Source organism: Xylophilus sp. GOD-11R (assembly GCF_033546935.1).
Classification (GTDB): domain Bacteria; phylum Pseudomonadota; class Gammaproteobacteria; order Burkholderiales; family Burkholderiaceae_C; genus Xylophilus.
Genome location: NZ_CP137854.1, coordinates 4,076,914 through 4,097,321, shown reverse-complemented (window position 1 = coordinate 4,097,321; position 20,408 = coordinate 4,076,914). Strand labels below are relative to the sequence as shown.

Below are 20,408 nucleotides of genomic sequence, written 5' to 3'. Positions count from 1 at the left end.
TCAGTAGCTGCTGCCCTTGACTGGAACCAGCAGCACCGGATCGGCAGTGCGCGGCTCGATACGCACCCGGCCGGAGGCTGGCAGCACGATCGTCTCGACCTCACGCACCACGCCTCCGCTGGCGACGTTGCCGCTGGCCTGGCCATCACCCTGCACCCGCGCCACGCAGGCAGCGCGGTCTTCGGTCCCTGGCTGGAAGACATCACAGCGGCGCATCTTGTTGGCCGCGTAGTCGGCATGGGGCTCGGCCAACTGGCCGCGGCGCTTGTCGGCTGCCGCATTGCGGGCCTCTTCCATGCAGGTGGCCTGTGCCTGTTGTGTATTGCCCGAGGCGCAGGAAGCGCGCTCGCTGGCAAAGCTGCCGCTGCCGTCGGCTCCCGTATAGCTGGTGGCGACCTGGGCGGTAGCCGAGGCCATGGCCAGAACGGCAGTGGCGCCGAACAAGGCCAGCCCGGCACCGAAACGCAGCGGGGCGGTGGCGGACGAATGGATCTTGAGGTTGAGCGGATTGGTCATGTCGGTCTCCTGCGGATGGATGGCGCCGCACGCGGGCGGCCAATGCAGGTGACCGTAAGCGCGGGGCCGGTGCCTCGTTGCAGGCGCAGGCAGCGCCGGCAGCGGGGCGACTGGCCCACGCCGCTATAGGACATTTCCGGCGCCGTGTAGGGGCTGGCGTCGGCGGGGTCAAAGCATCGCGGCGCGGGCAGCCACGGTCGGCGGCGCCCATTCGTAGATCCAGGTCTCGGTCAGCGCCTGCCCGGCCACGCGCAGGTACATGCGCAGCGCGATCGGATCGGTGCGGTCGTCGGGCACCACGTCGAACAGTGCGCGCCAGCCCTGTATGGCCGCCTGCGGCCGGGCCGACACCAGCTCGACTTGGCCGCGCGAGACGGTTACGACCGCCTCGACCACCGCGTCGGAGTCGAGCAGCGGCAGATTGCCGCCGGCAAAATCGACCGCGAAGCGCCACGAAAATTTGGTGCGCTTCTTACCGACGGTGCCACCGAGCCCGGTGCGGCTGGCGATGCAGCGGGCCAGCGGCGAGCGTGCCGGCGGCGTCGCGCCCCAGAACAATCGGTAGCCGAGCAGCAGCTCCTGGCCGGCCTGCGGGCGCTGGGCGGGGTTCCAGTAGCAGACGATGTTGTCGAAGGTCTCGTCGGGCGTGGGGATCTCCACCAGCTGCACCTGGCCCGGGCCCCAGTCGCCGCGCGGCTCCACCCAGAGCGAGGGCCTGCGGTCGTAGTTGGCGCTGTCGTCCTGGTAGTGGTCGAAGTTGCGGTCGCGCTGCAATAGTCCGAAGCCGCGCGGGTTGTTGTCGGCGTAGGCGTTGATGCGCAGATTGTTGGGGTTGTTGAGCGGGCGCCAGATCCATTCGCCCGCACCGGTGCGCATCTGCAGGCCGTCGGAGTCGTGGATTTCCGGCCGCCAGTCGCTGGCCGCACGCCGGTTGTTCTCGCCGACCAGGTACATGCTGGTGCAGGGCGCGATGCCGATGCGGTCGATCTCGCGGCGCGGGTAGAGCGCGCTGTCGACCTCCATCACCGTGCTGTCGCCCGGCGTGATGGCGAAGCGGAAGGCGCCGGTGACGCCGGGCGAATCGAGCAGGGCGTAGACCACCAGGGACTGCGATTGGGCCGTGGGCCGTTCCAGCCAGAAGGCGGTGAAGTCGGGGAACTCCTCGTCGCGCCCCATGGCGGGATCGACCGCCAGGCCGCGCGCCGACAGACCGTATTGCCGCGAGCCGCCAACCGCGCGGAAGTAGCTGCCGCCCAGAAAAGCCACCATGTCGTTTCGCGGCGCAGTCGCCACCGAGATGCGGAAGCCGGCGAAGCCGAGATTGGCCGGCAGCTTGGCGGCGTCGAGCCCGCTCCTGCCGTAGTCGAACAGCGCCGGGCTGTAGGCGATCTCCTGGGCGCGTCCGTCGCGCACCTCGTGGATGCGCACGCGCCGCTTGAAGTACAGGCCGGGATGGAAGAGCCGCACCTGAAAGCGCAGGCCGTCGGCGGCCCACAAGGCCTGTTCGCCCTTGAACTGGATTTGCTGGTAGGCGTCGAAATCGAGCGCCGACACGGCTGGCGGCAGGCTGCCGGCCGGGGACTGCCACGCCGACTGCGACAGCGCCCGTGCTTGCTGCTTTAGCCAGGCCAGGTCGAACGGTGCCGGCTCGCCGAGCATGGCCGGCGTCGCGGCGGCGGCCGTGGTGGTCGGGGCCGCCAGGGCACAGCCGGGAAGGAGGGTGGGAACGGCGAGCGCGGACAAGGCCGAGGTCGCGCCGGTGGTGTTGGCGAGGAAGCGTCTTCTCTTCATGGGTCGTAAGCGTACAGGCAAGGGTGTCGACGGTTTGTATCGGTCTGGTGCCGGGCCTTCGCGCAGGCTGCCATGGGTGCGCCATCGTCCGACACGGTCGATGGCACGGAACCAGGATGCGGTTCCTGTTTCCACTTCCGGTCCGCGATGCCTCGCGCCCCATAGCCTATGTTTCGATCTCTCTTGAGTCATTTTTCCGGGTTTCGACCGCGTCAACGCGTCGAGGAAAACATCCCGCCAGCAGGGCTTGCCGGCATTCGCGGGAGAGTGCCTGCCGATGACGGCGCTTCGACCGATCATCCACTGCGGCAGCTGCCGGCGGGTGGGCCCACGGCGAACACCGACTACCGGCCGCCGAACGCCGTCGCCGCGCCGCAACTCCCCGCGCTTGTGCCGCCAACCGCGCAGGCCCCGCCGCCCATGCCGTCGGTCAAGGACATCCGGGAGATGACCGACGCGGCGTCGCTCCTGCGCGCGCTCCGGCGGTCTGCCCACCTCGCGAACGAGCACGCGTCTTGTCTCGAGGGACTTCCCGAGGTAGTCGTCGAGGCGACGGCGAGATGCCGCTTTCTGTTGGACCATCTCGCCCGGAACGTCGACGCCGGCCACGCCGGCGATCCACGCGAGGAAGCGCAGCTGCTGGACGTTATGTACCGTTGCATCGACATCGGTTCCGACCTGCCCTGCGATCAGCAGGTCGATCTGTTGTGTGCGGCGATTCCCAACGAGCCGCAGCTGCCGCGAGACGGTTGCCCGATTCGCCAGCCGATGCGCGAGAAGATGGCGGAGGCGGTGCTCGAGGGCCTGGAGCAGGCGATGCGTCGCGGCTCTCCCGATGTCGCACGCGCCATCGCCTTCCGGCACCAGGGCATCGACTGGCTCATCGCCGTCAGCCAGCGGGCGTCGACGCCGACGATGCGTTGGCAAGAACGTACCGGACGAGCCGAAAGGCTGATCGAAGCGCTGGCCCGCGCGCCGGCACCGGCGAGTGCCACCGATGCGGATTTTCGGCTGCAGGCTTGGGCCAGGCTGGCGTGCAACTTTCCCCAGGCCATGCGCTCCCAGGCGGCACTGCTGCCGGCGCTGATCGCATTGCTCTACCAGGGCAACGGCCTGTGTCGCGCGCAGGTGCTGCGGAACTTGACCCTCATGCTCTCCATCGTGGAAATGCCCGGGCGCCTGGAATTGCTGCGGGCCCTGTGTCGCTATGCGCACCAGCCTCCGCGCGCCGGCGGCGACAAGGAGCGTGAAAAGGCGATCGGCATGTTGCCCAGCCTGGCGCGCCGCTGCGAGCTCACGAACGAGCAACGGCTCGGCTTGGCCCATTTCATGCCGATCAGGACTTCGCTGGGCACGATGCCCGCGCTGCCCACCATCCCCGAAGCCGAGTCGCCGACCTGAGGATGGAGCAGGGGCGGAGGTCGGGCTGCCGTGCAGCGGTAGGCGCCGCGCGCGACAATCGCGTGCTGACCGTCACCACCCTCCTGCCGCGCGCTGCGTGGAGAAAGCCGCCTCATGAAAGCCACCTGGAACGGCAAGACCATTGCCGAAAGCGACGACACCGTCCTGGTCGAAGGCAACCATTACTTCCCCGAGTCCTCGCTCGACCGCAGCCTCGTCACCTTCAGCAACCACCACACCAGCTGCCCCTGGAAGGGCCAGGCCAGCTACTACTCGCTGCTGGTGGACGGCGAGATGAACACCGATGCCGTCTGGTACTACCCCGAGCCCAAGCCCGAAGCCGAGATGGTCCGTGGCCGGGTCGCGTTCTGGAAAGGCGTGAAGGTTGCCGAATAGGCCGGCCTGCCATGGACTTTCGTAAAAGTCCCTGCGCTTGCGCAAGCGGCAGCACCTGAAGGATCGACTGTCCTGACCATTGGCTGCTTCAGGGACCGCGCAAGTGGCGCGGTCCCCATCAAGCAAGGTGAATCAGGATGCTCCAGGCCCCCGCGAACTCTCCCAAACGGCCGATCGCCACCGTTGCCCCGTGGCCCAAGCGGTCGTCGATCGTCGAGTTGTCGCAAGACATACCGACCCGGACCGGGCATCCTTCGACGGATATGCTGACCGGCCTGCCCGGGCGAGAGGAAACCTCGGCCAGCGACGCCTGGGCGTCGACCGGGTCGCAGGCCGCCATGGAGACCGCGACGCAGACGACCGATGCCGATGAACTGGCCTCCACGCTGCATCACGCGCTCGACGGCACCACGGCGGATGGCCATGCACTGAAGACCGATGAGCGCCTGGACATCGTCATGGCGGTGCTTGGGCGGGCGTGGGAGCTGCTCGAATCGGTCTGCGGGCCGGCGAATCACGCACCGTTGAACGCGATGCTCGCCAACTGCATCGACCGCCTCGATGCCCTGCCGCCGGCCGATGCCAGCCGCGTGCTCGTCGCGATTCTCGAAGGCCTGAGGATGCGCGTGCCCTTGGGCGTGCGTTCGGTCATGGCCGGCCAGGACCGTCTGGCGGCTCGCCTGATCGCCAAGCTGACACAGGCGGTCTCGCAGGGCTCGTCGGAAGCAGTCGCGGCGATCGCCGGGAACCCGTCGAGCATTGCACTGGCCCTCGATCTCGCAAGCCGAAGACGGCATGCACCCACGTCCCGCAACCGCATCGAGCCCCGTGAACGGGACCTGTTCGATGCCCTGGCCGATGCGGGCGGGGTTCATCCGTCCATCGATGCGAGCGCCCGGCTCTCCGCGATGCTGCCGCTCGCGGCGGACCTGTTCGGGAGCGCCGCCCGAGTCTTCGCGTCCATGGTGGCCCCTCTGATCCATGTCGCTCGATACAGTCCATCGCGCCCACAGCACATGCATCACCTCCACCTGCTCATGGGGAATCTTCCGTCGTGCGACGTGCGCAAGCTGTTGTATTTCATAACCGCCTACGCCACCAAGCGGCCCGAGGACGGTTCGCCAGACGACGGCCTGGCGGAGATCCGTCGCATCCGCGATTTGCTGGCGCAGGGGTCGATCGCCGTGCATCCCGATGACGTCTACTCGATCGAGCATTACCTGAAAAAGACCGAGGCGCAGCTTCGACCGGACGAGGTCTCGCCGACAGTCACCGGCGCGGCACTCGGCGGTGTCGCGCACGTGGTGCCTGCTGCCGCGCTCGAACCGCCACGAGAGGCTGTCATGCCCGACCGCCTGGCCGCCGGCAGGCGCCGCAAGCAGGCGCATCCGCAAAAGCTCGAAATCGAGACGCCCTCGCCATGATCGGTCGACCTGGTACCACCACTTCCCGGCCCGCATCGCCCCCTGGGCTGGCTGCCGCGCTGCCCGGGCTGGCGGCGACCGCAGCCGACGAGGTGCCGGCCGAATCCAGCGCCTCGACGGCGGGCACTGCGCTCGCTGGCCTGCCACCTCGGACCATCGAGGACTTGCCGACCGAGCTCTGGTGGAAATTCGCCGACTACCTCGACCTGGAGGACCGCGCGATGCTGTTCGACTTCCATCCCGCCCTGGCCAACCGCGCCGGCGCCGCGCGGGCGCTCGCCGACGCCCGCGGGCCTACGGACATCGCCCGCCTGGCCGCCACGATCGACGCCGCGCTCGGTGGCACCACGCCCGCCGGCCATACGCTGACCGGACACGAGCGCCAGGACATCGTGAGGGCCGGCGTCCGACAGGCTGGCGAGCGGCTGAAGCTCGTCACGCAGCCGGCCGACCACGCGCCGATCAACGCCATGCTCGTGGCGTGTCTGGCCCGCCTCGACGAGCTCGAGCCCGACGAGGGCCGGCGCCTGCTGACGGTGCTTCTGAAGGAGCTCGGGGCGCCGCTCAAGGACGTTGGCGAATCGATCGCGGCCGGGCAGGACCGGCTGGCCGCGCGGCTGCTCGACCGCCTGCTGTCGGCCGTGGCCCAGGGCTCGCCCGCAGTCCTCTCGGCCATCGCAGGCGATGCCTACCGGGTCTCCGAACTGATCCGCGTGGCGGCCCGAGGGCGCGAGGACTGGCCGCGCAGCGACCGGCTCCTGGGCGGCCAGACCCGCCTGTTGCGGGCGCTGGCCGGTGGCGATGGCCCTCTGCCGCCCGCCGAAGCCTGTGCCCGGCTCGCGGCGCTGTTGCAGGTGGGCTACCACCACACCGGTGCCGCGGCCGATGTCGTCGTGCCGATGCTGGTGCGCCTGCTCGATGCGGCCCACTGCGATGGCGCCCATCAGCCCAACCTGGTGTGCATCGCCATGATGCTGCCGCACCTGCCATCGGCCGATGCGCGCCTCGTGCTGGAGGCGACGATCCGCTATGCCGGCCGGCATCCGGTCGATGGCACGCATGATGACAATGCGCAAGAGATCCGCAGCATCCGGTCCTGGCTGTCCAGCGGGATTCTCGTGCTCAACGCCACCGACGCGCGGGCGGTCGAAACGGCGTTGCGACAGGCAGAAGCACAAGTCTTGCAGACCGCACAGGACCGAGGATGATCGGAGCGCCTCAGACCGCCATGCCGCTCGCGGCAAGGACGTCCAACGCCTGGCCGCCGGAGCCTGCAACGCGATCCGGCCGGCCCGAAGACCCGACCACGGACCCTGGCCAAACCTTGTCGGCTGACTCGCCGCTGGGCGGCCTGCCGAAGCGCATCGAGGACTTGCCGGCAGAACTTTGGTTGCGCTTCGCCGATTACCTCGATGCCCGCAACCGCGCCACGCTGCTCGGCCTCCACCCCGTTCTGGCCGACCGCGCCGACGCCGCTGCCGCCAGGGCGCGCGCCATGGAAACGTCCGACGTCGACCAGCTGGCTGCCGTGCTGAACGCCGCGCTCGACGGCAGGACGCCGGCGGGCTACGCGTTGACCAGGCGAGAGCGTCGCGACATCGTGATGGCGATCGCCTCGCGCGCCTGCCGCCTGCTCGATCGCAGCTCGAGCCTGTCGGAACATGCGTCGCTCAATGCCATGCTGGTCGATGGCCTCGACCGGCTCGACGGGCTGGATAACGACGAGGCGAGCCGGGTGGTGCTCGCGCTGCTGCAAGGACCCACGCTGCGTTTTTCTGACCCCGACACGTCGATGCATGCTGGACAGAATCGACTGGCGGGCCGGGTCGTCGATCGCTTGTGCGAGGTGGTCGAACGCGGATCTGCCGAAGCGGCCGCCGCGATCGCGCGAGAAGTTCCGTGGGGTCTTCATTTGATCCGCCTGGCCGCCCACACCGGCACGCGGGAGCCCTCGCCGGGAGACCTGCTTGCGCGCAGGCTGCGCATGGTGCAGGCCCTGGGTGGCGACACCCGCCGACCACCGCCGGCCGACGCCCATGTGCGCCTGCTGGCGGCGCTGGAGCTTTCGTACCACCTCACGGACGATGCCGCCGCTGCGGTGGTGCCGACGCTGGCGCGTCTGCTCGACGCCAGTCGCTGCGACAGCCATCGCGCCTGCGCCATGACCTACCTGTGCATGTTGCTGCGCAACCTGGGTTCGGCCGATGCCCGCACGCTGCTCGAAGCCGCGATCCGTTATGCCGGCCAGAACCCGGTCGACGGCTCCATGGATGACGGCGATGCGCAACTGCGCTGTCTCTGGTCCCACATGGCGGGTGCGCGGATGGAAGCTGCCGATGCCCGGGCGATGGATCGAGCGTTCGAGCTGGCGCTGGCGAAGTTCAGGCGGATCGACGGGTCGTCCACCGCGTGATGCGTCACGGGCCTCGTGCAGGCGGATGCATTTGCGCGGGCCCTTGCATCGCTTGCCCGGGCGGTCCCAACATCGCCTTTCACGCGTGCAAACGCAGGCACGCCCGCATCCCCAAAGGCCGATTCCATGATCCCATCCCCGAACGCGGGCACCGTCACCCGTGTGCCGACGCCCCCACCCGGACTGCTCCACTCGAACCTGGTCGAGTCGCTCGATACGCAGCCAGCCACCCCCTCGACCGGCCCGCTGGCCGAACTGCCGAACCGCATGCAGAACCTGCCGGGCGAACTGTGGATGGCATCCTGCAAGTACCTGTCGGCCACCGACCGTGCGATGTTCTACGGCTTGAACCCCGTGCTGCAGGATCGCGCCGATGCGGCGGCCGACTACGCCGCCGTATCGGCGACACCCGATCTGGCCACGCTCGCTGCCGTCGCCCAGCACGCCAGTAGCGGCCACACGACGACCGGCTATGCGCTGACGCGCAAGGAACTGACCGCGATCATCAACCTGGTGGCCACCAAGACCCTGGACCGGTTCGCCGAGACTTCATCGCGCGGCGAGCGATTGGCACTTCAGAGGATCCTGTGTCACTGCCTCGATGGGCTCGATGCCATGTCGCCTTGCGATGCGCAGGCATTCATCGCACGGATGTACCAGGAACTGCCTTTCAAGCTGCGCCAGGCGCCGGTCTTCGGACTATTCGGTGGCGAGCGGTTAGCACGCCGCCTGGCCGAACGAATCGACGAAGCACTGAAGCAGGGATCGCTGGTGGTGAAAGAGGCGCTCGCGAAGTTTCCGAGGCATGAATCCGCTCTTCGGTTCGAAGCGGCCCGCGCCTATGGGCGCGGACCATCGGAGGCCGAACGCGCGGGTCGTGAGGCAGCCGCATTCCTCGTGGCGGATCAGCGATTCCGCTATTCGGCGGACTTCGGGCCCGCCCTGATGGGGCAAGCCGTAGGCGACACCTTGCGCGCGATCTGATAGTGATGACCTCTTGCAACGCTTGCCTCGTTCCCGCCCGGTGCCATTGCGCCCATGCAGAGACGGCGCCCGGCGGCGCCGGGCAGGCAGCCATCGAAATCCCGGGCTGCGCGATCGGTGCGCCCATTGCAAGTTCGTAGGCCAGCCATGATGAACTTCCCGAACCGATCCATCGCCAGCGGGGCCAGCGCGAAGATCGGCAACGCGTCTGGCGATGCGGCGACCATCACCTCCGCCGACGAAACGACCGGTGGGTCTTCTCCCGGCTTTCCCAGGGAGGATGTTCTCGCGACCGTTCCCACTCGAATCGAAGACTGGCCGACCGAGCTGTGGATGGAAGTCGTTCCCTTCCAGTCGCATGCCGACCGCGCGACCTTGCTGAACCAACACCCGGCCCTGCGCGAGCGGGGCAGCGTGGCGGCATTCGCCGCCTCGATCGCAGGAGCCAACACCGTCGGCCTGCAGGCCGCCATGGCCGACGTGCGGCGCGGCGTCACGCCGGCGGGCGTGACCATGACGGCATCGGAGCGGGCCGATATCGTCGTCGCGGTCGCCAATCGCGCCTTGGGGCTGCTGTGCCTGGATGTCGACGTGGCGCGCTGCGCACCGCTCAATGCACTGCTGCTCGACTGCTTGGACCTGGGGGGGACGCAGTCACCGCGTACCGCCGACCGTGTGGCCACGACCATCCTGCGACGCGCGCCGTTCCACTACGGTTCCGGCCAACAGGTGGTCGCCAGCGCGCAGGATCGGGTGGCCGGGCGCACGCTCGAACAGCTGCGAAAAGCCGTGGAACGCGACTCGGCCGATGTGCTTGAAGCCCTGGCACAGGATCCGAGCCGCATCACGTTCATGAGTCGCATGTCGCCGGGTGAACCGGATGCCGGCGCGCGGCGGATGATCGAGACGCTCGCGAGCCGCCGGGTGCGCGGGCCGGCCGATGCGCGCCGCCGGCTGGTGACTTTGTTGCCGACCCTACTGAACCTGCGCGGCACGGAGCCTCGATCGATCGTGCCGGCGTTGCGGCCTCCGGTCGAGCGCCTTCTCGATGTCGCCGATTCCAACGATCTACGCTCTCACCGCCACATCATCTTCCAGGCGTTCGGACTGCTTCATGCCTTGCCATCGGCCGATGCGCGCAGCCTGATCGAAGCCCTTATCCGCTACGCGACGCGCATCACGGCGGAGCTTCCCGCCGATCAGCGCGCGGCGGAATTCAGCAGTCTGTGGGAGCACGTGAACGAGGTGGGCACGAGCCTGACCGAGGAAGACGAGGAGGCCGTGCGCGACGTCATGCACCGCGCCTGCGGATGGCGATGAGTCCGGCCCACCGCTGAACGCCGCGCTTCGTTGCGACGTGCCGATCCGACGGCGATCAGGCGGGTCGTGGCGCGGCGACCGCGCCATCCGGCAGCCCGACGCAGGCGAGCCGGAACACATGGCCTTCGGGGTCCGCGAGCACCGCCTGCCACTGGCCGTAGTAGGTCGCGTAAGGCGGTTTCACGATGGCGCCGCCGCCACTGGTCGCGGCCGCGCAGGCCGCATCCACGGCGGCGGGTGTGTCCAGCATGATGGTGGCGTAGGCGGTGACCGGCGCGGGCCGGCCCGCCGGCTGGCGGTCGGCCAGGCCGAGCAGGGCGTAGGCGGCTTCGGCGTTGAAGCCGACCTGCACGCCGTCCTGCTCCACCGCGCGGTAGATGGGCGAGCGGCTTTGCACCGCCTCCGGCCAGCCGAGCAGGGCGGTGTAGAAGTCGAGCTGGGCCTGCGGATCGCGGCAGATGAGGTTGAACCAGACCTTCATGCTCAGGCCATCGCCGGCGCGTCGGTCTTGCTGCCATAGGTGCGCGCGTACATCTGGCGCAGATGTTCGCCCACGGTGCAGGGCTCGTACAACGGCGCGGTGCCGGCGGGCACGCAGGTGGCCACCGGTTCCACCCGGGCTTCGTAGTCGGGGTTGTAGAAGTATGGGATCGAATGGCGTGGCGCGCCGCCCGAACGCACGTTGCGGACCCGGTGCGGATTGGAGTGGTAGCGGCCGTTGGTCCAGCGCGGAATCATGTCGCCCAGGTTCACCACGAAGCAGCCTTCCACGGGCGTGGCGGGCACCCAGTCGCCTTCGGGCATCTGCACTTCGAGGCCGCCGTGGGCGTCTTGCGCCAGGATGGTGATGGCGCCCCAGTCGGTGTGCGCACCGGCCCCGAAGGTGCGCTCGTCGGCGTTGTCCGGATGCGGTGGGTAGCGCAGCAGGCGCAAGGTGCCCATCGGGTTGTCGTGGGTGTGGTCGAAGAAGTCCTCGGGCAGATCCAGCGACAGGGCCATCAGCTGCATCAGGCGCTGGGCGAGTGTCTGCATCGCGGCGATGTAGGCGTAGCACTGGCCGGGCATGTCGGGCAGGTCGGCCGGCCACTGGTTGCGGCCGTAGGAGTGGTGGCCGCGCAGCACGTAGGGATGGTCGTCGGCGTACTCCAGGCCGCAGTAGAAGCTTTCCTTGAGGTCGGGCCGGGCGGTGGCGTCCAGCGTCTGCGCGCCGAGCGACTCGTAGCCGCGCATGTTGGGCACGCGGCGCAGGTCGATCGCCTGCTTGGCCTCGAGCGGCAGGTCGAAGAAACGCTGCGCCAGGGCGAACTGCGCCTGGACCATGGCCTGTGGCACGCCGTGCCCACGCACGTAGAAAAAGCCGGAGCGGGTGCCGGCCTCGCGCAGGGCGTGCGCCACTTCGGCGGCGCGTGGCCCGCCGGGCAGGCGTGCGCCGGTCAGGTCGATGACGGGGATGGAGGTACTCATGGCGGCGCGCCTCAGGCCTTGAGCTTGCGGTCGGCGGCGGTCGGCAGGAACTTGTCGGTCCAGATGTCGGCGACGGCCGGCGTGGCCTTGAGGCCGAAAGCGGCGGCGGTCTCGTCGATGGTGGCCTGCAGGCGCCCCGGGGTGGCGGCGCCCCAGCCGTTGGCCTTGGTTTCGGCGGTCTTCATGGTGCCGTCGACGATCAACTGCAGGCGTTCGTATTCGAATTGCTCGTTGGCCAGCGGCTCGCGTTGCTTGACGGCGGCAGCGCCGGCCTTGGGGTCGGCCATGGCGTCGAGCCAGCCGCGCGTGCTGGCCTTGACGAAGCCGCGCATCGCTTCGGCGTTTTCCATGCTCTTGGCGTTGGCGACGAAGCCGTTGCCGTAGGACTTCATCACGTCGGAGAAACGGAAGACGTTGATCATTTCCGGACCCATGCCGCGCGCCTTGAGGTTGAGCAGGCCGGTGAAGAAAAAGTAGGCCGAGGCGTCGAAGTCGCCCTTGACGAAGCGGGTGTCGCCGATATCGGGTGCGACGTTCTCCCACTTCACGCCAGAGGGGTCGAAGCCTTCGGCCTTGGCGAAGGCCGGAAACAGCTTGCGCGAGGCGTTGAAGGGCTGGCCGAGGATGGTCTTGCCGGCCAGGTCGGCGGGCTTCTTGATGGCGCCGTCCTTGCGCACCAGGATCGCGTTGGGGTTGAGGTCGTACATGATCGCGACCGCCTTCAGCCCGGCGCTGGGGTTGTTGACGTTGAACTCGATCATGGTGGCCAGGTCGGCGGAGGCGCAGTCGTAGGCGCCGCTGGCCACCAGGCCGATGGCCGCGGCCGAGCCGTTGCCGGTGTCGATGGCCACATCGAGGCCGGCGTCCTTGTAGTAGCCGCGCTGCTGCGCCAGCAGGAAGCCGGCGGCGGTTGCCTCGACCTTCCAGCCGAGGTTGAACTTGAATTTTTGCAGGCTGCCCTGGGCGCGCACGAAGGCGGGTGCGGCGAGCAGGCTGGAAGCGGAGAGGAGCAGAGAACGGCGTTGCATGTCGGGCTTTCTCGAAGGCGTGGTGGGACTGGCTTCAAGAGCAATTTCCTGCGGGCCGATGGCGATGGCGGACCGCTGAACGCTTCTACTCCTGGGCTCGGCGCATGCAGCATCCGTGCCATGGAAATCCGCGCTTCTTGTGCGCCAGCGCGGTGCTTCCCGGCAATGAAATCCCATCGATGGTGCACAAAAGTGCATACGATCTTGGCGAAGGTGCCTAAAAAGCGGGCACGACTTTTGCGTGGAAAGTAGCGAGAGTAGAAGCGTTCACCAGCCCGGTGCTTTTTTCGATTTCGGGCTGTTCGGGAATTGCTCTTGAAGTCCAGGTTCGTCTGAACCCGGAGGATTTCGGGAGCGGCCCACCGTCGGCGCTTTCGCGCCTCGCGGTTCCTCCGGCCGGACTTGCCCACCCGCCCGCACAACGTGTCGCCACACAGGAGAATCGCATGAACACCGCCGTCAACAGCAATACCGAACACCAGCTCGCCGAGATCCAGAAGGAAACGCGCATGGGCGCGATGGGTTCGGAGACCAACGCCCGGGAGATCCGTCGCATCGACCTGCGCGATTTCGAAACTCGCAAGCACGAGATCGCCGACCAGCTCTGGGATGCGGCGATCGATGTCGGCTTTTTCCAGATCGAGCACCACGGCATCGACCTCGACGAGGTGCGCGAGGCCTTCGCCATGACCGAGCGTTTCTTCGCCCTGCCCGACGCGGTCAAGGCGCAGTACCCGCTCAAGAAGGCCTGGAACGTGGGCTGGGAGAGCAAGGCGCAGGTGCGCCCGTCCACCGGCACGCCCGACCAGAAGGAGTCCTACCAGATCACGCGCCCGCACATGGAAGGCCTGTGGCCGAGCGATGCGGAGCTGGCCGGTTTCCAGGCGACCATGCTCGACTTCGAGGCCAAGGCCTGGGCGGTGGGCATGAAGGTGCTGTCGTGCTTCGCCTACAAGATGGGTTTCGACGACGAATTCTTCACCCGCGCGCACGAGCCCAGCAAAGCCAGCTACCAGAGCACGCTGCGCCTGCTGCACTACTACGCGATTCCCGCGGAATTCCAGGACAAGCTCGGCCTGTGGCGCGCCGGTGCGCATACCGATTTCGACTGCCTGACCTTGCTGTTCCAGCGCCCCGGCCAGGGCGGCCTGCAGGTCTGCCCGGGCAAGGAGATGGAAGCGCAGGAATGGACCTCGATCGAGCCGGACGAGCGGGTGATCACCTGCAACATCGGCGACATGCTCATGCGCTGGAGCGACGACGTGCTGCCGTCGAACTTCCACCGCGTGAAGAACCCGGTGCCGGGCGAATACATGGGCCCGCGCTACAGCCTGGCTTTCTTCTGCCAGGCCAACCGCGACGCGATGATCGAAAGCCCGACGGGCAAGTACTCGCCGATCAGCGCAGGCGATTACCTCAACCAGCGCATCGCCGCGAACTTCAAGGCGTATTGATCGCGTATGCCGGTCGGGCGGTGGCTTCGTTCAGTAGCTGCGCCCGTTGCGGAACATCGCGTGCGTCTTGCGCGACAACTCCGTGATACCTGCCAGCCGCGCCATCGAGGCGCCGGCATGCGCATGGGTGATGGCCATGCCCAGGGCGTCGGCCGCGTCGGTGCCGGGCAGGCCGGGCAGCTTGAGCAGGCGCATCACCATTTCCTGCACCTGGCTCTTGGCCGCGCGGCCGGTGCCGACCACCGACTTCTTCATCTGCAGCGCGGTGTATTCGGCCACCGGCAGGTCGCAGGACACCAGCGCGGTGATGCACGCGCCGCGGGCCTGGCCGAGCATCAGCGTGGATTGGGGATTGACGTTGACGAACACGATCTCGACCGTGGCCGCATCGGGCTGGTAACGCTGGGCCACTTCGCGGATGCCTTCATAGAGCGCCTTGATGCGCGAGGGCAGGTCGCCCAGGGCCAGGTGGGTGGTGCGGATGGTGCCGCTGGCCACGTAGGCCAGCTTCTGGCCGTCCGCGTCGACCAGGCCGAAGCCGGTGGTCTGCAGGCCGGGGTCGATGCCGAGGATTCTCATCGGGCGATCATAGAAGCTCGACAGGTCTCTCCCGGTCCCTGTCGAGCCGGCCGGCAGCCCGGCGGCCGCAGGAGTCAACTGCGTGCTTGCGCTGACCGCCCCTTGCGCATCTTTCGGTAGCTTTTCATGTCGACCTCGCCCGTGGCCGGGTCGTAGAAGCGCGGGCGCCCTTGTTCGTCGGCCACCTTCCTGGCCCGCTCACGCGCTTGGTAGGCCAGATAGGCACGACGGTCACCAAGCAGCTGGCCGTCTGCACCCCTATGGCGGAACGGGTAAATGTCGGTGCCCGGTATGCGGAACCCGAATGCAATTTGATCGTATCGGTCACGTCTGGCCTTGCCGATGTCGACGGTGCCGTCGGGCTTGCGGGGAATCGGCCTGCCGTTGGAAACCGCTTGTCTGGCGGCCCGGACCGCGAGTTTTCCACCCATGGCCGCCTTTGCCTGCGCGATGACGCGGTCCTCCTCCATGCGGGTTTCCGGCCCGTTTGCGAGCTCTTCGCGCATGGTCATTACCTGTGCCTGCGTGATGACGCGGTCCTGCGCCATGCGGTTTTCCGGCTCGTTCATCAGCTCGCGGAACCTCAGCTCTGCCTGGAGCAAGCGCACCCGCGCTTCGTCGCGCCGCTGCAAGGCGTTGTCGTCGAGGCGGCGCTTGGGCCCGGGCCTGGTGGCCATCGTCGTGTCAAGCATCGTGGTGGTCGCATCGAGGTGCAGGAGGAAAGCGGGCAGCGGGGGAGGCGGGGGTAGCGGCGGCAGGAAGGCAGCGTGGTCGGCGTGCGCCGGGGCGTCACCGGGCAGGGAGGCGAGTGGGGATGCGTCGCGGGGTAGGTCTTCAGTCGCGTCACACGAGGGCGGCCGATCCGCACCGGTCATGATGATTTTGTGAGCGTCCGGGTTCTCGTGCAGGTATTTGGCCAGCCATATGCGTTTTTGGAGGGGGGGCAGGGACATGGTGCGGATCGGTCAGACCGGAAGTCGAGGTTGCGAGCGCCGGCAGCGATGCGCCGGCAGGGACCCGCCAGCTTGGTTCGGTCGCCGGTCGCCGTATCGATGCGGCCGAAGCCGTGTCGCCGTGTCCGAAAAGATCAGGGCAGCTCGACGCCGCCCATGCGCGCGGCGATGGTGCCGGCCCGCGCGGAGAGATAGCCCGATTGCGGCATCTTCTCGAAGAAGCGCGGCCGCGGCAGCATCACCGCCAGCCGCGCGGCCTCGTAGGCGCTCAGTCGTGCGGCGGGCTTGTGAAAGTAATGTTGCGCGGCGGCCTCGGCGCCGAACACGCCTTCACCCCATTCGACGTTGTTGAGGTAGATCTCCAGGATGCGCTCCTTCGACAGCAGCGCCTCCAGCATCAGGGTGATGACGAGCTCCTGGGCCTTGCGTGGCAGGCTGCGTTCGCCGGTCAGAAAAAGGTTCTTCGCCAATTGCTGCGTGATGGTCGAGCCGCCGACGATGCGCGCTCCGGGCAGTTTGTCGACCGCGCGGCCACGGGCCTCGGCCTGCTCCAGCCGCCTCGCCGCCTGGGCTTCGGCGCGTGCGTTTCGCTGCCATGCGTTGCGGATGGCGGGCCATTCCACGCCGTCGTGGCGGGCGAAGGAAGCGTCTTCCGAAGCGATCACGGCGCGCTTGAGGTTGTCCGACAGGGCGGGGTAGGCGACGGTCTGCTGGCGCCAGCGGCCGGTGTCGCCGGCCTTGGCCAGGCGCGCGGCTTCGGAGCGCTGGAAGGCGGTGGAAGACGGGTCGACCACGGCCATGACGGCGATGCGCGCTGCGAAATACAGTTGGAGCGCGAGCAGCAGCAGGCCGGCGAGTCCGGCCCACCGCGCCAGCGTCTTCATCGCGCGGCCTGGCCGTCCACGACGGCGCGGAGTTCGGCCAGCACCTGGGCTGCCGGCGGGCGGATCCCGCGCCAGTCGAAGAAGGCCTCGGCGGCCTGCTCGACCAGCATGCCGAGTCCGTCGCGCGGCACCGCGCCGTTGGCGGTCGCCCAGTCAAGAAAGCTGTGGCTGGCAGAGCCGTACATCATGTCGATCGCCAATGTGCCCGGGCGCAGCACGGCAGCCGGCACTGGCACGCCGACACCGGCCAGGCTGCTGGCGGTGGCGTTGATGACGATGTCGAAGGGGTGGGTGAGCGCGTCGATCGGCAGTGTCTGCAGCAGGGTGTCGGCGACGCGGGCCAAGGGTTGGTGGCTGTCGGCCAGGGCACGTGCCTTGTCGGCGGTGCGGTTGACGATCACCAGCCGCGCCGGGCCCGCATTGAGCAGCGGGCCCAGCACGCCGGCCGATGCGCCGCCGGCGCCGATCAGCAGCACGTCACGCCCGGCGATGGGAACACCGGCGTTGCGTTCGATGTCGTTGACCAGGCCGACGCCGTCGGTGTTGTCGGCGTGGATCTCGCCGTTCTCGAAGCGCAGCGTGTTGGCCGCGCCGGCGATGCGGGCGCGGTCGGTGAGCCGGTCGGCGATGGCCGCGGCCTCGAACTTGAACGGCACGGTAACGTTGCAGCCGCGCCCGCCGGCGTCGATGAAGGCGCGCACGCCGTCGGCGAACCCGTCGAGCGCCACCAGCTGCGCGCCGTACTCGATGCGGTCGCCCGCGAGCTCGGCGAATCGCGCGTGGATCCACGGCGAGCGGCTGTGGGACACCGGGTTGCCCATCACGCAGTAGCGGTCGGCGGGGAGGGCTTGGGAGGGGTCAGCGGACATGGGCTTCCAGCGTTTCGTCGCGGGTGAATTTGAAGCGGGAGACGATCACGATCTGGTCGACCTCCCGGCGCATCTGGGCATCGAAGGCACCGAAGGGGCCCGCGCCCCGGGCGATGGCTTCGGCGCGGCGGTCGAGTTGTTTGTTGCCCGAGCTGCGCACGATCTCGGTCGACACCACGCGGCCATCGTGATGCACGGTGACGACCATGGTGAGTTCGCCGTAGAGCTTGGTGCCGCCGGCTTCCGGAAAGTACTGGGTGCCCCGGTCCTCGATGCGGCGGCGCAGGTGGTCGTAGTACAGCGCATAGGCCACCTCGCGGGTCGCCGGGCTGATGTAGCGCTTGCGTGGCCGCGCGTTTTCTTCGTTGACCCGGCGCTCGATCTCGGCGAGCAGCTTCACCAGCTGGCGGCGGCGCTCTTCCTGCTGGGCGCGGTCGGGGGTGTCGGCCGAAGCGCGCGGGTCGGGCACGGGCAATGCGGCGATCTCCTTGCGGATCTGGGCCAGCAACTGTTCCTGTCGCTCCATCAGCGAGTCGATCTGGCGGCGCGCCTCGTCGGCGCTGTCGCCGGCGTTGGTGATGGCGGAGTACGGCAGGGGCGATGTCGCCCGGCCGGAGGCCGCTTCGCCGCCGCCGGCGAGCGAGGCCTGTGCGAGCGCTTGCGCCTGGCTCGGTTTTTCGTTGCTGCGCGCATTCACCAGCACCACCTCCAGCGGCGTGTCCTGGAAGACGCGGTTGAAGGTTTCGGGTGCGCCGAAGCGTAGTGCCAGCAGGGCGAGGTGCAGCCCGACCGACACGCCGAGCGCGATCTGGAGAGGGCTGGGGCGGCGCACGTCGAGGCCGGGGATCAGGCGGCGGCGGGCGCGTCGGCCTGCGGCTGGGCGTCGTCCACGTCCACCGCGATGGCGATGGGGCCGGCGGCCATGGCTTCTTCCTCGTCGGCTCCGGCATCGTCGCCTTCGTCGACCGGTGCCGCGTCGAGCCGCTCGACCACGGTGCCACCCACGTCGAGCGCGATGTCGTCGATCTCGCCGAGCTTCACCCGTACCCGGGCACCGCGCGGCAGCGACTGCGCGCCGAGTACCGGCAGCACCAGCGGCAGCTCGTCGGCGCGTACCAGCAGGCTGCCGGCCGGGCCTTCCTTGATGACGCTGGCGGTGAGCTCGGCAATACCGTTCTGACGCAGGTACTGCAGCGTCCAGAACCGCTCCATGGCGGCCTGGTAGCCGTTGTAGGCGCTGTAGGCGGCGTCGAAGCTGGAGATGATGGAGAACAGCTCGGCGTCCTTGGGCTTGAAGGGTGCGGCCAGCGCGGCGGTGCGGCCGTGGCGAGCGGCCGCGATGATCTGCCACTGATTCACCAGATCGACGTAGCGGCGCAGCGGCGAGGTGCTCCAGGCATAGCTCGGCACGCCGATGCCGGCATGCGGCAGCGCCTTGGTGCCCATGCGCACCTTCACGCCCGGCGCCATGCTGGCCTGGCTGCGGTAGATGCCCGGCACGCCCAGGTCGCCGAGCCAGCTGCCCCAGGTGCTGTTGGCCAGGATCATCGCCTCGGCCACGATCAGGTCGAGCGGTGCGCCGCGGCGGCGCACGGTGATGCGCACCGTCTCGTCGCCCACGGGTTCGCTGTCGGTGTCCGATTCGAGACGGAAGTTGTAGTCGGGCCGGTTGAAGTTCTCGGGCTTGCCGCGCACCACCTCGCGTGCGGCCTTGAGATGGCGCGCCAGGCGGAACAGGAAGGACATCTCCGCACGCAGCGCCTCGGCTTCCGGGGCCGGCGCGGCGGGCGGGGAGGCCGGGTCGGTCAGCCATTGCTCGGTGACGGTGTCGTCGAGCCGGTCGTGGCGCAGGTTGGCGACCACCGGCACGCGTTCCAGGCGAGTCTCGCTGGCGGTGACTGCCAGCGTGGCCTCGTCCAGGGTGACGTAAAGCGACACGGCGGGCCGTGCCTGGCCCGCGCCCAGGGTGTAGGTCTGCACGATGGCGTCGGGCAGCATGGTGATCTTGTGGCCCGGCATGTAGACGGTGGACAAGCGTTGGCGCGCCACCTGGTCCAGCGCGCCGCCGGGCGTGAAGGCCAGCCCGGGCGCGGCGATGTGCACGCCGACGGTGACCGAGCCGCTGCCCAGGCCCTGCACCGACAGGGCGTCGTCGATCTCGGTGGTCTGCGAGTCGTCGATGGAGAAGGCGGCCACGCCTTCGGCCAGCGGCAGCTCTTCGGTAACCGGCGGGGCTTCGAGCGAGCCCGGAAAGCCGATGCCCTTGGGGAAATGGTCGAACAGGAACCGCTTCCAGTGAAACTGGTAGGGCGAGGCGATGGCGCCGGCGCGGCGCAGCAGGTCGAGCGGTGCGGTCTGGGTGGCGCGGGAGGCTTCGACCACCGCCTTGTACTCGGACGTGTTCTTGTCGGGCTTGAAGAGGATCTTGTAGAGCTCGTCGCGGATCGACTGCGGCGCCTGGCCGGCGGCCAGCGCCTCGGCCCAATCGGCGATCTGCTGGGCCTGCGCCTTCTTGCGTTCGATGGCCAGCAGGGCCTGCTGCACGATCTCGGGCGCCGCTTTGCGGAAACGGCCTTTGCCGGCGCGGCGGAAGTAGTGCGGCGCCTCGAACAGCTTCACCAGCATGGCGGACTGCTCGGTGATGGTGGCGGCGGCGCTGAAATAGTCCTGCGCGAGTTCGGCGAAGCCGAATTCCTCGTCGGGCGCGAATTCATAGGCCATTTCGAGCTCGATGCCCTCGGCCAGCGAGCGGGCGTCGGCCAGCAGCTTTTCAGGGTCGGGCTTCTCGAACTTGAGCAGCAGGTTGGCGGCCTTGACCTTGACCCGCTTTCCCGAGGCGAGCTCCACCTGGGCGGACGACTCGGCTTCGGACAGGATGCGGCCGGCGAGAAATTTGCCGGCTTCTTCGAACAATGCGTACATGGCGCGGATT

Annotated in this window: 19 protein-coding genes; 8 read left to right on the top strand and 11 right to left on the bottom strand. The window is 68.5% G+C overall.

Going from position 1 to position 20,408, the window contains the following annotated elements; all coding sequences use genetic code 11:
• On the bottom strand, nucleotides 1–516 hold the full coding sequence (locus R9X41_RS18930) for a hypothetical protein (RefSeq protein ID WP_318631988.1): 516 nt from the start codon (nucleotides 514–516) through the stop codon (nucleotides 1–3).
• 168 nt (nucleotides 517–684) lie between these two features.
• A complete protein-coding gene (locus R9X41_RS18925; RefSeq protein ID WP_412556628.1) occupies nucleotides 685–2,307 on the bottom strand; it encodes an OpgD/OpgG family glucan biosynthesis protein in 1,623 nt (540 codons plus the stop codon).
• A gap of 183 nt (nucleotides 2,308–2,490) precedes the next feature.
• On the opposite strand from R9X41_RS18925, the gene R9X41_RS18920 reads away from it, so the two are divergent.
• From R9X41_RS18920 to R9X41_RS18890, 7 genes are all read left to right on the top strand, one after another.
• Nucleotides 2,491–3,708 (top strand): hypothetical protein, encoded by a 1,218-nt coding sequence (locus tag R9X41_RS18920; RefSeq protein ID WP_318631987.1) that lies wholly within the window; start codon nucleotides 2,491–2,493, stop codon nucleotides 3,706–3,708.
• A gap of 114 nt (nucleotides 3,709–3,822) precedes the next feature.
• Complete coding sequence (locus R9X41_RS18915) at nucleotides 3,823–4,104, top strand: DUF427 domain-containing protein (RefSeq protein WP_318631986.1); 282 nt, start codon at nucleotides 3,823–3,825, stop codon at nucleotides 4,102–4,104.
• Between the two features lie 137 nt (nucleotides 4,105–4,241).
• On the top strand, nucleotides 4,242–5,528 hold the full coding sequence (locus tag R9X41_RS18910; protein WP_318631985.1) for a hypothetical protein: 1,287 nt from the start codon (nucleotides 4,242–4,244) through the stop codon (nucleotides 5,526–5,528).
• Entirely contained in the window at nucleotides 5,525–6,736 is a 1,212-nt protein-coding gene (locus tag R9X41_RS18905; protein WP_318631984.1) for a hypothetical protein, read from the top strand. Before R9X41_RS18910 ends, R9X41_RS18905 begins: the two co-directional genes overlap by 4 nt.
• A 116-nt stretch (nucleotides 6,737–6,852) precedes the next feature.
• Nucleotides 6,853–7,941, top strand: coding sequence for a hypothetical protein (locus R9X41_RS18900; protein ID WP_318631983.1), 1,089 nt, complete (start codon nucleotides 6,853–6,855; stop codon nucleotides 7,939–7,941).
• A 126-nt stretch (nucleotides 7,942–8,067) separates the two neighbouring features.
• Nucleotides 8,068–8,925, top strand: a complete 858-nt coding sequence (locus R9X41_RS18895) for a hypothetical protein (RefSeq protein WP_318631982.1) — start codon at nucleotides 8,068–8,070, stop codon at nucleotides 8,923–8,925.
• Between the two features lie 147 nt (nucleotides 8,926–9,072).
• Nucleotides 9,073–10,245, top strand: coding sequence for a hypothetical protein (locus R9X41_RS18890; RefSeq protein ID WP_318631981.1), 1,173 nt, complete (start codon nucleotides 9,073–9,075; stop codon nucleotides 10,243–10,245).
• A gap of 55 nt (nucleotides 10,246–10,300) precedes the next feature.
• On the opposite strand, the gene R9X41_RS18885 is transcribed toward R9X41_RS18890, so the two are convergent.
• From R9X41_RS18885 to R9X41_RS18875, 3 genes are read right to left on the bottom strand one after another with little or no spacing between them, the layout of a single operon-like run.
• On the bottom strand, nucleotides 10,301–10,726 hold the full coding sequence (locus R9X41_RS18885) for a VOC family protein (protein ID WP_318631980.1): 426 nt from the start codon (nucleotides 10,724–10,726) through the stop codon (nucleotides 10,301–10,303).
• Between the two features lie 2 nt (nucleotides 10,727–10,728).
• A complete protein-coding gene (locus tag R9X41_RS18880; protein WP_318631979.1) occupies nucleotides 10,729–11,709 on the bottom strand; it encodes an isopenicillin N synthase family dioxygenase in 981 nt (326 codons plus the stop codon).
• An 11-nt stretch (nucleotides 11,710–11,720) separates the two neighbouring features.
• Nucleotides 11,721–12,737, bottom strand: coding sequence for an ABC transporter substrate-binding protein (locus R9X41_RS18875; RefSeq protein ID WP_318631978.1), 1,017 nt, complete (start codon nucleotides 12,735–12,737; stop codon nucleotides 11,721–11,723).
• A gap of 446 nt (nucleotides 12,738–13,183) precedes the next feature.
• Here R9X41_RS18875 and R9X41_RS18870 point away from each other — a divergent pair, with 446 nt between their 5' ends.
• Nucleotides 13,184–14,191 carry an isopenicillin N synthase family dioxygenase gene (locus R9X41_RS18870; RefSeq protein WP_318631977.1) on the top strand — a complete coding sequence of 336 codons (1,008 nt, stop codon included), beginning with the start codon at nucleotides 13,184–13,186 and terminating at the stop codon, nucleotides 14,189–14,191.
• Nucleotides 14,192–14,221: 30 nt separating this feature from the next.
• Here R9X41_RS18870 and ruvC read toward each other — a convergent pair whose 3' ends face one another.
• The 6 genes from ruvC to R9X41_RS18840 all read right to left on the bottom strand — a co-directional run bounded on the left by ruvC (nucleotide 14,222) and on the right by R9X41_RS18840 (nucleotide 20,398).
• Nucleotides 14,222–14,770: a crossover junction endodeoxyribonuclease RuvC gene (gene ruvC / locus R9X41_RS18865; RefSeq protein ID WP_318631976.1), complete on the bottom strand. Its 549-nt coding sequence runs from the start codon at nucleotides 14,768–14,770 to the stop codon at nucleotides 14,222–14,224.
• Between the two features lie 74 nt (nucleotides 14,771–14,844).
• Nucleotides 14,845–15,723: a hypothetical protein gene (locus tag R9X41_RS18860; RefSeq protein WP_318631975.1), complete on the bottom strand. Its 879-nt coding sequence runs from the start codon at nucleotides 15,721–15,723 to the stop codon at nucleotides 14,845–14,847.
• Between the two features lie 134 nt (nucleotides 15,724–15,857).
• Nucleotides 15,858–16,607 carry a transglycosylase domain-containing protein gene (locus R9X41_RS18855; protein WP_318631974.1) on the bottom strand — a complete coding sequence of 250 codons (750 nt, stop codon included), beginning with the start codon at nucleotides 16,605–16,607 and terminating at the stop codon, nucleotides 15,858–15,860.
• On the bottom strand, nucleotides 16,604–17,476 hold the full coding sequence (gene aroE / locus R9X41_RS18850; protein ID WP_318631973.1) for a shikimate dehydrogenase: 873 nt from the start codon (nucleotides 17,474–17,476) through the stop codon (nucleotides 16,604–16,606). Before aroE ends, R9X41_RS18855 begins: the two co-directional genes overlap by 4 nt.
• The gene (locus R9X41_RS18845; RefSeq protein WP_318631972.1) at nucleotides 17,466–18,308 is read right to left on the bottom strand and encodes an energy transducer TonB; all 843 of its coding nucleotides are present in this window, start codon (nucleotides 18,306–18,308) and stop codon (nucleotides 17,466–17,468) included. Before R9X41_RS18845 ends, aroE begins: the two co-directional genes overlap by 11 nt.
• A 14-nt stretch (nucleotides 18,309–18,322) precedes the next feature.
• Nucleotides 18,323–20,398, bottom strand: coding sequence for a ribonuclease catalytic domain-containing protein (locus R9X41_RS18840; RefSeq protein ID WP_318631971.1), 2,076 nt, complete (start codon nucleotides 20,396–20,398; stop codon nucleotides 18,323–18,325).
• Nucleotides 20,399–20,408 lie beyond the last annotated feature (10 nt).